This is a genomic window from Brasilonema bromeliae SPC951, assembly GCF_012912135.1.
In the GTDB taxonomy this organism is placed as follows: domain Bacteria; phylum Cyanobacteriota; class Cyanobacteriia; order Cyanobacteriales; family Nostocaceae; genus Brasilonema; species Brasilonema bromeliae.
In genome coordinates this window covers 14,779-28,055 of sequence record NZ_QMEB01000012.1, presented here as the reverse complement: position 1 = coordinate 28,055, position 13,277 = coordinate 14,779, and the positions used below count along the sequence as shown (strand labels likewise).

The window sequence follows — 13,277 nt, the reverse complement described above, 5'->3', positions numbered from 1 at the left end:
AGTTTTTCGTCTAGCAAGGACTTATAATTATCACTGGATAACGCCCTAGCGAGTCAAGCTCTTTCCAGTTAAGTTTATTGCTGGCGATTCTTTATTGAGTTGTCCATCTTTTTCTAAGATAAGATATTTAACTTGTCCGTTGCACAGCACTGCTATTGTATATGTCCAAAACATACACCGTTGAAATTATCCACCAAGGCAAAACTCATACTTTGCAAGTTCCCGAAAATGAAACCATTCTATCAGTGGCTGATGCGGCTAAATTGGATTTACCAAGTTCCTGTCATGCTGGTGTTTGTACGACTTGTGCTGCCCAAATTCTATCCGGAAGCGTGGATCAAAGTGATGGTATGGGTGTAAGCCCAGAACTGCAAAAAAAAGGTTATGTATTGCTTTGCGTTGCTTACCCTCGTTCTGATTTAAAAATTGAAACCGAAAAGGAAGAAATTGTTTATCAGTTGCAATTTGGTAAGTAGAGATGTTTGAGACACCTTGTCTGTACATCAGTATTGGTGTTATATAATTAAGTAATACCAATTTTGTCTGAAAATGCGCCCAAGTCTATGAGGAACAAACCACAAAGGGCGCAAAGACACGTAAGCGCAAAGCGCACGCCAAGGGCGAACGCGCGGCGTGTCCCCTTGGGACTCAGTGGCTTCCCGCAGGGTAGGACACAAAGAAATCAAGAAAGAAGAAATCAAGAAAGAAGAAATCAAGAAAGAAGAAATCAAGAAAATTTGGTTGCCTTACAAAGAAATCGTATAAGGAGTGAAAAAATGACAACCCATTTTATTACCGCAGAAATAGATCTACAGGAAACTCCCACAGAACTCCAAAAAGCAATTGAAGTAGAGTTGAAAAAACAGGGAGAACCTTTGCGTTGGGCAGTGACATCCGTGGACGTGAAACAACAATCATGCACTGTTGAAGCTGTTGTTACTACAGAAGGCTAATGGATAATAACTAATAGCAACACTCCCTCACTCGTTATTTCAAGTAAGGTGGTAAACCTCACCCTGCCTCCGGCTTCCCTCTCCTTATTAAGGAGAGGGATTGAAGATAAAATCTGATATTAAGATTAAATGAGACCTGCCTACTGAGAAATAACTAAATAACTACAGCCTTCCTAAATAGGATATGAAGATCCTCCTCTTCTTCTCTTTCTTTTCTTTGCGTCCTTTGCGCCTTTGCGGTACCCTGCGGGAAGCCGCTCCGCGTCTACGTTTTTTTATTCACGACTTATCTAAGATTGCTGTATCACAAGTAAATAGCAATTTCTTTTCAGTTTTGACTTTATTCGTGCGTCAATACACCGCTATCTTAATTATTCCCACAGGCATTGGGGCTGCAATAGGAGGTTATGCAGGAGATGCATTACCAGTTGCTAAAGCTGCTTCACAGGTTTGCGATCGCCTCATCACCCACCCCAATGTCCTCAATGGTGCCAGTCTGTACTGGAACCTGCCCAACACTTTCTACGTTGAAGGTTACGGACTTGACAAATTTGCCGCTGGGTGCTGGGGTTTACGTCCAGTTCATCAAAATCGCATAGGTTTGCTTCTTGACCAAGCGATAGAACCAGAATTACGGCTACGACACTTACAGGCAGCAGATGCAGCCAGAGCAACTCTGGGATTATCCATGACAGATTACGTTATAACTGATGCACCATTAAACGTAGAATTACGTGAATCAGCATCAGGGATAAGTTGGGGAACGATAGGCAACCCAGATAGTTTATTACGGGCGGCGGAAGTTTTAATTAAAAAAGCGGGGGCGGAGGCGATCGCAGTTGTTGCCCGTTTTCCTGATACTCTGGATGAACAAGCAGACCAAAACTATCGCTTAGGTAAAGGAGTCGATCCCATTGCTGGCGCAGAAGCTGTCATCAGCCATTTGATTGTCCGAACTTTTCAAGTTCCTTGTGCCCATTCACCTGCTTTTTTCCCTTCACCTGTAGATCCCAATTTATCTCCCCGTTCTGCTGCTGAAGAATTAGGTTATACTTTTTTACCATGCGTGCTTGTTGGCTTGAGCCGCGCACCCCAGTTTATAACTGAGACGTCATACGAATTGTCCGAATTTGGTGATATTTGGGCAAACCAAGTTGATGCAGCAATTGTACCAGCAACTGCTTGTGGCAACAGCGCTTTACTGAGTTTAAGTCAGAGCAGGCGATGCCAAATTATTACTGTGGAGGAAAATCAAACTCAGGTAGAGGTTCGACCCCAACCTTTAGGTATAAAATCAATACAGGTCAACACATATTTAGAGGCAGTAGGTGTATTAGCCGCCCTCAAAGCAGGCATTAACCCATCTGCTCTGAGCCGCAATATATCGCCTTTACAATCTCTAATAAATAGTTAAAAAGTTATTTTTTCTCCTTGTCCTCTTGTCCCCTCATAGATTATCGTGGCACAACAGCAAAAGCAAGAGCCAGAAATCCCCTATTTGACACGCACTCAAGTGCTGGTGGCGATGGGAGTGACTGCAGTTCTTTTATGGATAGTCGCCAAAGTGTGGCTACAATTTGGTAACTTTGCCCTCATGCGTTGGCGTTGGGATCAAACAGAGTTGCTTTGGGGTGTGTTGTTAGGTTTAGGCATCACCGCCTTAAGTACCATTACTTATCGCCTATGGCTTCCCTATCGTAAAAGCGCTGATTTTTACTTAGAAATGGTGCTAAAGCCTTTGGCTTTGCCAGACTTGATATGGCTGGGGTTGCTACCTGGATTAAGTGAAGAATTGTTATTTAGAGGTGTGATGTTACCAGCCTTTGGATATAGCTATGCGGCTGTGATTATCTCAAGTATTTGCTTTGGTGTCTTACACCTGAGTGGTTCCCAACAATGGCCTTATGTTATTTGGGCAAGCATTGTGGGAATATTATTAGGTTCTAGTGCTCTCCTTAGTGGTAACTTGTTGGTACCAATTGTTGCTCATATTCTGACCAATTTGATTTCTAGCTACTCATGGAAGATTAGGCAATCTCAAATTGTTAAAAATTGAAGAGGAATTGGGAAGTGGGAATCTAACTCTTAGCCGCTTCGCTGATGAAAAGCGCTCTCAGCGAAACGACGCTTATTCAAGAAGTCTAAAATGGTAGCGAGTGCTAGAATTGCAAGACTGACTTGGATTGCAAGGTTCCACTTTGACTAGAAAAACTCCGCCCTTGCGATCGCCTGTTTGCGAAAACTGAATCTTTCCCGTTGCTCCTGGCGCTGAAAATTTTGGGTTAGATAAAGCTTTTTGCAACTCCTGGCGGGTGTTACCTTCTTTCAAGCCAGTGATAATTGTTTGAAGTGCATCATATGCTGTCGCAGTTCGTGGACTCACTTCTCCACCCCACAGCCCAACGGCTTTTTGAGCAAAAGATTTGTTTCCAAGAGCATCATTATGCCAAGAGACTCCAAGCACCATTCCTTTGACATCTGCTTGCCCATACTTTAAAGTTCTTTCAGTGTACATTCCTTGGAAACTGAAAAGTGGTAGTCTACCTTTATTTTCTCGTGCCACATCAATAGCTAAGTTCAGTTTATCTGGTCTAGGAATGAGTATCAAACCTTCTGCTCCATCACTGATGGCTTGACTGAGAAAAGCACTAGGTTGAAAATCTGGAGCGCTCAAATCGCAAGCTGTACTGGTAACTTTACCTCCATATTTTTTGATGGAATCAGTATATTGTTCTACAATTTCCTGACTGACTTTTTCCTGATTAACTATAAATGTAGAGTCACTACAAATAGCGATGTTGGTGAGGCGAGTTTTTTGAATGATATAACTGGCGATCGCATCACTAAAAACATCAAACTTTGGAGTCGCATAAAAAACGTATTTTGTTGGTTGAGATGGCTTTTTTGGATTGACTGTTGAAACCATTACCAAACCACCTTTATTATAAATTGATGGGTCGCGGCTAAACCCTACAACAGCGACGATACTGGTATCCTTAACCAATTCCGTGCTGAGTTCTTTCATCACATCAAAGTTATCAATACTAATAATCTCAAGTTGCAACGGTAGACCATTAATTCCTCCACTGCTATTCACTTCATCTTGAGCTTGAGCCACTCCGCGTAAAGTCTCTTCTGCTTCATTTAAAGAAATACCAATTGGTACAATGACAGCAACCTTTAGGGATTTCGATGTCCCTATTTTGGCATTATTTAAATAAATTAATGTCTCAGGATCATTACGTTTAGCTTGCAAGGATAATTGGAATTTACTAACCGCAGTGCTAAAGTCACCAGCTTCAAATGCCTTGCTTCCAGCATCTTTCTCAGGGGGTCTTTCTTCCCTGACAAAAACTTTCTCACCCAAGCTCATCCGGTTTTTTAAAGGTGAGTTGATATAAGATGGAGAAATTGAAGCACTATTTGGTTGAAATTGCCCAGAATACTCTTTATCTGGACGAATGACTCTACCCATTAACCATAAAATACCTGCTATTAGTAATCCAGCCAGTCCTAAGGAAATAAGGAGGCGAATATTTTCTTGATTTTTCATATAAGATGACGACCTCAGCCAACCAAAAATTATCTCTAAAATTAGAAGTATTTCGAGATAAAGCTGTTCAAGATTTGAGAAACAGTTAAGAGAGTAAAAGTTAGTAATCCAGCAAGAATGGCTAGCAAGATTAAAACTAAGAATCCATCTATTCCTGCTTTGAGAAGATTAACAATGTAAAAATTCTTGTAGATAAATACAACAAATAATGTTGTGATTCCGGTAACGATAAATAAATAAGTTTTTTCAAAAACTGAATAAGGCTGGACAAAGATGAATCCTACGAAAACGAACAGCCATAAACTAGAACTAATCCACATAGTTCCGACAGAACTGAGAAGGGCGATCAAAAGAAACGAACTCCCTGAACCTGTCATAATTGCCCAAGGCAATAATTTCTCTACAGAGAACTGCCCTTGATATTGTGGTGGTTGCTGTTGAATTTCTTGCGTCAGTGTTTCTGGTTGAACAGGCGAGAGTATTGTATGCTGTAGGGGAGAGTGTGGGGACAACACAAAAAACGAATCTTGTAAAACAGCCTCTGCTGTCTGATAACGTTGATTATAATCCTCTTGCAATAATTTATCAATAATCAGCCCTAATTCCTCAGTGATTGGTTCTGTTAAATACTGCCGCCAGGTAGAAGTCCAGCTATAGCCTTGTTTCATCCATATCTCCCACGGTGAAACACCAGTCAACAAATGAAAAGTCGTTGCTCCCAAGCTATAGAGATCACTCGCAGGATAAGCTTCACCCGAGTACATTTGCTCATAGGGTGCATAACCAAAAGAACCAATACTCGTTCCTGGTTTCGGGTTCACTGTTCCAGTCTTTCGCTTCGACACTCCAAAATCAAGCAGCACCAACTTACCATCACTTTCACGGCGAAGGATGTTTTCTGGCTTAATATCTCGGTGAATCACCTGCTGCTGATGTACCGCTATCAGAACAGGTAATAAATCTTGCAAGAATTCTTGAATCTTTGCTTCGTCAAACACACCCTTGTGTTTTAATTCCTGCAACAGATCGTCCCCTTCGATAAACTGCTGCACCAAATAAAGGTAGTTACGTTCCTTAAAATAGGCATAGAGGGTAGGAATTTGGCGATGTTCCCCTAAATGTTGTAAACGTTTTGCTTCTTGCTGAAACAACTCCATCGCCTTTTGGCGTGACCAGCTTCCTTGAACTTGTGGTGCTAGTTGCTTGACAACACATTTCTCATCAAGCTTATCTGCATCCTCAGCAAGGTAGGTGCGAGCAAATCCGCCGCCTCCTAATGGTTTGATAATGCGGTAACGACCCCTGAGTAACTCAATCAACTCTGCCCCGCAATTCTCACAGAACTTTGTTCCTTGTGAATTTAGGGGATAAGAGCATTCGGGATTTAGGCAGCAAATCATAATATTGTTGCTGTCTTTGATAAGTGTTATTACTGTCTTTTATTAATCGTAATCAATATACATCAAGTTTTCTGAACTTTCCGGATTTCTGATCTGCGAATGTAACAAATCTCAAATCTTGCGCCTCATGACTCTTATAATTACAAGTCTGATTTCAGAGAATCTAGGTTCCCTTACCGAAAAAGGGAATAGGGAACAGGGAACAGGGAACAGGGAACAGGGAATAGGAAACTCTTAACGCTTAATATAAACTCAGATAGGAATCTTATATGTAGTAGTTCTTGTTTGAATCAGATAGTAGAGACTGTACTGTACAGTCTCTACAGTATTGTTCACTCATCACTCATGACTTTTAAAGAGCTTCGGGTGGGGCAATATCAGGTCCAACGGTGATACTAACACGATTAGACAGCCCTGGCTTAGAAATTGGTTTTGTTTCCTGCGATGACTTAGTGAATGATGAAGAGGGTGGAGTTGCTGCATCTTTATTGATCATTTTGTCTGCACTTGCTTGTTGGGACGCCATGATTGATAGTCCTCCGACGGATCCAGCGACAAGGGCTGCATAGCCTAGGTAAAAATGTACCGGATGCAGTGCTATTCCTAATCCGAAATTACTTTTATGCTCATACTTGGCAGGTAAAATTGCTTTTACTGGCTCTGGCGCAGGCAAGGAAGCAGCTAAATCTGTGCCATTTAATCCAAGAGCGTTAGCCATGACACGGACGAAACCACGAACATACACATCCTCTGGTAATAACTCCCAATCACCCTTTTCCAGTGCCTCCATATGATGCAGGGGTACGTGAGTGTAAGCGTGAAGTTGGCTCAAAGAAAGTCCTTGGGATTCACGAGCCTGCCGTAGTTGTTGACTGATTTGACGCCGAGTTTCTACTCGCTGCTCAACTGCCATTTGCAAGGCTAGTTCAGCTTGTTTCCGTTTTTTACCAAAACCTCGCCACCCAATTTTCGTTTTCGTTTTGGGACGGTTTTGTTTGGTTTTTGCGGAATCATTTGCCTTGTGACTTTCTACTTGAGATTCTGATGGTAAATCAGCTTTCTCATCAGTCTTGATAATCGTTTTTTGGTCAACCACACTTCTGAAATTTTGTGATGAATCATTACATGATTCATCGGTGGAATTTGTCTTTTCAATAGTTGATGTTTCAATCGTGGTGTCTTCTTGCGGCTTCTCTTTAACTTTTTGATACTGCTGCACAAATTGCCGAAATGCTAAACCAATCGCTTCTCTACCTACTGCTTTAAACAAAACATTGGCTTGCTCAGTTGAAGAACCTAGTAATTTTTGCAATATGACTACAGCACGGCGATAGACTTTACTCTGATGCAGTTCAGCTTCTATTTCACCTAAAAGCGTCCGCAATTCATCTTGAGAAATTTCAATAGTTGGATTGTCGAGAATTTTTAACAAATATGATGTAGTAGCCATTGTAGGGAGCCTCTTGCGGCAATTAAACAAAGGGAAGTTCTATCTGTATAATCTCTTCTACAGTGTCCTGATTTTTCCGGATTGTTACTGAGTTTTTTTTCTCAATATAAGAAAAATCAAAAAAAATCAAAAAAAACAATTATGCGAACTCTATAATGTCGTGTTTATTTATGGGTTTTATACCAATAATCAAATAAATTTTTACAGTTGAATTTTGGCATGATATTTTACCTCATTTTTAAAATTGTAGAGGTCATGCTAAAATTTGCAGGAATTGTTTTTTAACAGTTATCAGTTACCAGTTATCAGTTACCAGTTACCAGGCAGGAAACGGACTCGTCCACCCCTTGTTCACTGCGATGCACTGACTCGCCCTGAGCGTAGCCGAAGGGGCTTGTCGAAGTGTTCACTGCGTAGGTAGCTGTTCACTGGTTGAACAAGGAAGAATCAAAAAGTAATTCTGTACAACTGTGTGCGAGGTAGAGTGGTAAAACTCAAGAACACCAAATTTTAAAATAGGCGTGGTCTTCTATGAGTGTGGATCTTAATTCCCCACTCATAAATTCTGAGTTCTTCTTTTTGCTAAAGTTTGTACTCAAGAGCTAAGAATTCTGGACTCAGCAAGAATAATAAAAGAGCGAACAGCTTCTAAATATACAGAAGGAGCGACTTGTGCTACGTTATTATGTGCTGCACCAGGAACGAGAATCAATTTTTTTGGTTCAGGAGCAGCAGCATACAATTCTTGGCTCATCAAAGCAGGTACGATGACATCATCAGTACCATGAATAAATAAAACTGGGATTTTTAAGTTTGGCACCTTCCTAATCGAATCAAAATGCTGTCTCAGGATTATATCGACTGGAAACATTTTAAAATTGTTCCTGTAAGCAAGAACTTTCCGGATCGAGGTAAAAGAGCTTTCTACAACTAAGCCAGCAGCGTTTGGTTGTTTGAGAGCCAAATCAATAGCTACTGCACCTCCCAGGGAGTGTCCGTAAATAAAAATTTTGCTGGGTGGAATCTGTTGCTGGTAGACTAGGTAGTCCCAAGCTGTAGCTGCATCTTGATAAACCTGTGATTCATTGGGAAAGCGACCTTCACTACGACCATAACCACGGTAATCAATTAGTAACATTGAAAACCCTAGTTGATGAAACCAATGTGCACGAGTAACATTTGCACCAATGTTGACACTATTACCATGCAGGTAGAGCAAAACTTTGCCATTTGGTTGGTTTGCTTCTATCCACCAACCATGAATCTGTTCTACCTTACCTGATTTAGCTGACACAGGCAACCAAACATCTTCATAAGGTAAGTTATAAAACTCTGGTGTTGTGTCAATAACAGCAGAGGGAAAAAAAATAAATCGCGTTTGCTTGAGAAAAAGAAATATACATACAGCAAAATAGCTAATTGCTACAACGACTCCTACATAAATTAAGAATGGAAATATTAGTTGCACTGAATCTTGCAGCTTATTTATTTTCATGTAAGTATTTATAAATACAATATTTTTAGCGGTACCAAAGAACTCTATCAAGAGAAAGTGATGAATCCATTATCAAAAATGATTTAAAATACAGATGAGTCAAAAAATGTACATAAAATTAAGTAGCTTGTGATTGAATGAGAAAACATTAACAAAGAACAAGGAGAAGAGAGTGAAGCTGTTAAAGAAAGATCAACAGGAGCAACTGGTAGAAATAGTTGCACATCTACGGCAAGTACGAGAGGAAAGATCGGTAGGTCTAAAAGAACTCGCAGCTTACACACGTATTCAACCCGCCATCTTACAAGCTATGGAAGAAGGGCGATTTGAAGAATTGCCCGAGCCAATTTATGTCCAAGGGTTTATCCGTCACTATGCAAATGCTATAGGACTTGACGGTGCTGCTTTAGCAAAAACTGTTGCAAATATTTGTTTGACTCCTGAAGAATCAAATAATGATCATCAAGTGGTAGATGAAAAACCAACCATATATATACCTCTTTTTGTACCTTACGTCCTGTTATTAGCTGTCGCTTCCTTTGGATTGTTTTATCTTCTCAATCCACAACGTTCAGTTCAATCTTCTAGTCAAAAAGACTTGTCACCGCTTGCGGCTGAACAAAACACGGAATCTGCAACTCAAGCTTCATCATTAACATCCTCCCAACCAAAAACTCGTCCACCTGTCACTTCATCAACAACCAAGGCTTTATCACCTGCACTAACTACTATAACCCCAACTCCATCATCTGCACTAACTACTATAACCCCAACTCCATCACCGCAAGAGGCGACAACAACTCCAGTCGAAGTTACTCTTGAATTGCAGGACAAATCATGGGTACGAGTGAAAGTAGATGGCAAAACTGAGTTTGAAGGGGAATTAAAGAAGGGAGATAAGAAAACCTGGACAGCAAAAAAAGAGGTGATGGTTCGTTCTGGTAATGCTGGTGCGGTATTGATTTCTACGAACAAGAAGCAACCAACACCATTAGGAAGTGTGGGTAGTATCAAGCAAGTGACATTCACTCCAGAAACAGCTAATAGTCAATAGTAATGAGTCACGACTCATCACTACTAATATAAAAGATATAAATGACTATAGTTGCGGCGATCGCTCTTTCCAAGTCGTTGATTGCTCATAAGCATAAGCGACTTGAAACAGTTGGTCTTCTCGCAGCACATTACTGATCAGCTGTAAACCAATTGGTAACCCATTGTTATCAAAACCGCATGGGACGCTTATACCCGGTAAACCAGCAAGATTGACGGGAATAGTCATCAAGTCAATTAAGTACATACTTAATGGATCTGAAGTTTTTTCCCCTGCTTTAAATGCAGTGGTGGGAGCTGTCGGACAAACTAAAACATCAACTTTTTCAAAAGCTTTTTCAAAGTCTTGCTTAATCAGGGTGCGAATTTTTTGAGCCTTAAGATAATATGCATCGTAATAACCAGCCGAAAGGGTGTAAGTTCCAATCATAATCCGGCGTTTAACTTCTGCGCCGAAACCAGTCGCACGGGTGCGAGCATACATTGAAATCAAGTTATCTGCATCAGGAGCGCGGTAGCCATACTTAACGCCATCGTAGCGAGCTAGGTTTGCCGATGCTTCAGATGGAGCAATAATGTAATAGCTGGGTAAGCCATAGCGAAACCGAGGACAAGAAATTTCTTGAATTTCCGCTCCCAACTCTTTTAATTGTTTAATCGCCTTGTTGACAGCTTCTTCGACTTGTGGATCCAAACCTTCACCAAAAGTTTCTTTGATGACACCAATTTTGAGCTTTCCTTTAGGGAACTCTGGTTTTAAGTTAGCAGTGTAGTCAGGAATTTCGACTTTTAGGCTGGTGGAGTCTTTGGGATCGTAACCGGCGATCGCCTTCAATAATATCGCTGCATCTTCCACTGTGCGTGCAAATGGTCCAATTTGATCCAAAGAGGAAGCGAAAGCCACCAAGCCATAGCGAGAAACGAGTCCATAAGTTGGCTTCATTCCCACAACACCGCAAAAAGAGGCTGGTTGTCTAATCGAACCACCAGTATCAGAACCCAGAGAGACAACACATTCTCCTGCTGCGACTGCTGCTGCTGAACCACCAGAAGAACCGCCTGGAACCCGCGACAAATCCCAAGGATTAGCTGTGAGTTTGAAAGCAGAGTTTTCTGTGGAACCTCCCATAGCAAACTCATCCAAATTGGTTTTACCTACCATCACCGCACCAGCATCTGCCAGTTTTTGGGTGACAGTTGATTCATATGGGGGTACAAAATTTTCTAAAATTCGAGAGGCGCAGGTGGTGGGAATTCCCTTGGTACACAGATTATCTTTGATCCCAATCGGAATCCCTGTGAGTATGCCGATTTCTTCCCCAGCAGCGATTTTAGCATCCACTTGCTGCGCTTGCTCTAATGCCTGTTGTGCAGTCACGCATAAAAAACTGTGCAATTTTGGCTCTAATGCTTGAATGTGGTCTAGAGCTTCTTGAGTAATTTCAACGGCAGAGCGTTCTTTCTTAATTAGCTGTGTGTGCAACTCGCGGATGGACGCCATGATTACTTTATATTACGACTCAAGTCCTTGATTTTAGTACACTTTGACGACTTCTGCCCACTTGATTGGGCTGTCCAGGTATTCTCCTTAAATGCCAATTGGACTAAATTAATATTTATTTCTGTAAAAATGGGCGTTACAGGCTTTTGACAATTTTAGAAATTAATTGATTTTATAGGTTTTAGGGGCTGGAAAAATGGTGAAAATTGTAACTCGAAAAACTCTCAGCACGCAAAATGTTTATGACATAGGGGTAGAGCGCGACCATAACTTTATTATTAGAAATGGCTTGGTTGCTTCTAATTGTTTCAATAAATCCCATTCAACGGCATATGGTTATGTCACATATCAAACTGCGTACTTAAAAGCGAACTATCCGTTGGAATACATGGCGGCGCTGTTGACGGCTAACAGCGATGACACAGACAAGGTGCAGAAATATATTTCCAGCTGCGCAAGTATGAATATTCATATAGAGCCGCCAGACATCAATCGCTCTGGTGAAGATTTTACACCGTCAGGTGACAACATTTTGTTTGGATTGTCCGCTGTTCGTAACGTGGGAGAGAACGCAATAAAGTGTATTTTGGAAACGAGAGAGGAAGGAGGCGAGTTTAAGTCTCTAGCTGATTTTTGCGATCGCATCGATTTGCGTACTGTCAACCGCCGTAGTTTAGAAGCACTGATTTCTTGTGGAGCGTTTGACACCATTGACTCCAATCGCAACCAGTTACTTCGCGATTTAGAACTAGTATACGACTGGGCACAATCTCGTGCCAGAGACAGAGCAAGTGGACAGGGAAATCTGTTTGATTTTTTAGGCGGTCCATTTTCTACTGCTGCTACTACCAATCAAAACCAAAATAGCTTTGATACAGCTCCCAAAGCTCAAAAAGTTCCTGATTTTCCCCCACAGAAAAAGTTGCAAATGGAAAAGGAGCTTTTGGGATTTTATGTATCAGATCATCCACTCAAAGCTATTCGCAATTCAGCACGTGTTCTAGCCCCAATTAACCTTTCGCAGCTTGGGGAACAGAAAGAAGAAAGTGCTATTTGTGCGGTTGTCATGCTCAATGGTGTTAAGAAAGTGATGACCAAAAAAGGCGATCCAATGGCGATTTTACAAATAGAAGATTTAACGACACAATTAGAAGCAGTCGTCTTTCCTAAAATTTACGAGCAGATTCATTCTTTGCTCCAAATTGACTCTAGGTTAATTGTTTGGGGGAAAGTAGATCGACGCGAAGACCAAAATCAATTGATTGTTGAAGACGTAGAACTAGTCGAAACAGTACAGTTGGTGATAGTGCAATTGAATCTTCAACAAGCAGACACCATTGAAGAACAACATCGCCTCAGAACAATTTTGCAAGAATACTCAGGAGAGAGAGAAAAAGCAAAAGTTCCTGTCATAGGGATTGTACAAGCCGGAACTTCCCGTCAACTTGTCCGTTTTGGACGACAATTTTGGGTGCAAGATTCTAGAACAACTGTTCAGGCTCTTCAAAATGCCAGATTCTCTGCTTATCCACAATCGCTTGCTGATGTTTAATCAAAGAGCGATTGTAGTCTGTGTCATTAATTTTGAGGGGGTGTAGGGTTTAGTTTGTAGACCTACACCCCTAATTGTTGACTGTCCTCACAAATCAATTTACAACTTATGGGCGCAACACCTGACTACCAAAAAGTCAGCATGCAACTACTTACTAAGCATTAACACTGATTAAATTGATATAATTATTACAAAAATACTCTCAATATTTTACCGTAAGTAAATGAAAGGAGAACCGTTTTTTAGTTACTTCTGCGGATGTTTGGTTTCTCACATACAGGGTATATTTTTACTCATCAGGCTTGTGTGTTAATAAGGAG

The 13,277-nt window shown here is 41.0% G+C and carries 11 protein-coding genes; 6 read left to right on the top strand and 5 right to left on the bottom strand.

Annotation, left to right across the window (positions count from 1 at the left end; translation table 11 throughout):
* The first annotated feature begins 161 nt into the window (after positions 1–161).
* The 4 genes from DP116_RS02995 (at position 162) to DP116_RS02980 (ending at position 3,009) form a co-directional block, all read left to right on the top strand.
* Positions 162–476, top strand: a complete 315-nt coding sequence (locus tag DP116_RS02995; protein WP_169153756.1) for a 2Fe-2S iron-sulfur cluster-binding protein — start codon at positions 162–164, stop codon at positions 474–476.
* A 300-nt stretch (positions 477–776) separates the two neighbouring features.
* The gene (locus DP116_RS02990) at positions 777–953 is read left to right on the top strand and encodes a DUF8621 family protein (protein WP_169153755.1); all 177 of its coding nucleotides are present in this window, start codon (positions 777–779) and stop codon (positions 951–953) included.
* Between the two features lie 346 nt (positions 954–1,299).
* Positions 1,300–2,367, top strand: coding sequence for a DUF3326 domain-containing protein (locus DP116_RS02985; protein ID WP_169153769.1), 1,068 nt, complete (start codon positions 1,300–1,302; stop codon positions 2,365–2,367).
* A 45-nt stretch (positions 2,368–2,412) separates the two neighbouring features.
* Entirely contained in the window at positions 2,413–3,009 is a 597-nt protein-coding gene (locus DP116_RS02980; protein ID WP_169153754.1) for a CPBP family glutamic-type intramembrane protease, read from the top strand.
* Positions 3,010–3,081: 72 nt separating this feature from the next.
* On the opposite strand, the gene DP116_RS02975 is transcribed toward DP116_RS02980, so the two are convergent.
* The 4 genes from DP116_RS02975 to DP116_RS02960 all read right to left on the bottom strand — a co-directional run bounded on the left by DP116_RS02975 (position 3,082) and on the right by DP116_RS02960 (position 8,851).
* Positions 3,082–4,506 (bottom strand): ABC transporter substrate-binding protein, encoded by a 1,425-nt coding sequence (locus tag DP116_RS02975; RefSeq protein WP_169153753.1) that lies wholly within the window; start codon positions 4,504–4,506, stop codon positions 3,082–3,084.
* Positions 4,507–4,547: 41 nt separating this feature from the next.
* A complete protein-coding gene (locus DP116_RS30090; RefSeq protein WP_169153752.1) occupies positions 4,548–5,906 on the bottom strand; it encodes a protein kinase domain-containing protein in 1,359 nt (452 codons plus the stop codon).
* 352 nt (positions 5,907–6,258) lie between these two features.
* A complete protein-coding gene (locus tag DP116_RS02965; protein WP_169153751.1) occupies positions 6,259–7,356 on the bottom strand; it encodes a helix-turn-helix domain-containing protein in 1,098 nt (365 codons plus the stop codon).
* A 595-nt stretch (positions 7,357–7,951) separates the two neighbouring features.
* Complete coding sequence (locus DP116_RS02960; RefSeq protein WP_169153750.1) at positions 7,952–8,851, bottom strand: alpha/beta hydrolase; 900 nt, start codon at positions 8,849–8,851, stop codon at positions 7,952–7,954.
* A 172-nt stretch (positions 8,852–9,023) separates the two neighbouring features.
* On the opposite strand from DP116_RS02960, the gene DP116_RS02955 reads away from it, so the two are divergent.
* A complete protein-coding gene (locus DP116_RS02955) occupies positions 9,024–9,905 on the top strand; it encodes a RodZ domain-containing protein (protein ID WP_169153749.1) in 882 nt (293 codons plus the stop codon).
* Positions 9,906–9,950: 45 nt separating this feature from the next.
* Here DP116_RS02955 and gatA read toward each other — a convergent pair whose 3' ends face one another.
* Complete coding sequence (gene gatA, locus DP116_RS02950) at positions 9,951–11,405, bottom strand: Asp-tRNA(Asn)/Glu-tRNA(Gln) amidotransferase subunit GatA (protein ID WP_169153748.1); 1,455 nt, start codon at positions 11,403–11,405, stop codon at positions 9,951–9,953.
* A 196-nt stretch (positions 11,406–11,601) separates the two neighbouring features.
* On the opposite strand from gatA, the gene DP116_RS02945 reads away from it, so the two are divergent.
* Positions 11,602–12,957, top strand: coding sequence for a helix-hairpin-helix domain-containing protein (locus tag DP116_RS02945; RefSeq protein ID WP_169153747.1), 1,356 nt, complete (start codon positions 11,602–11,604; stop codon positions 12,955–12,957).
* The last annotated feature ends 320 nt before the right edge of the window (positions 12,958–13,277 follow it).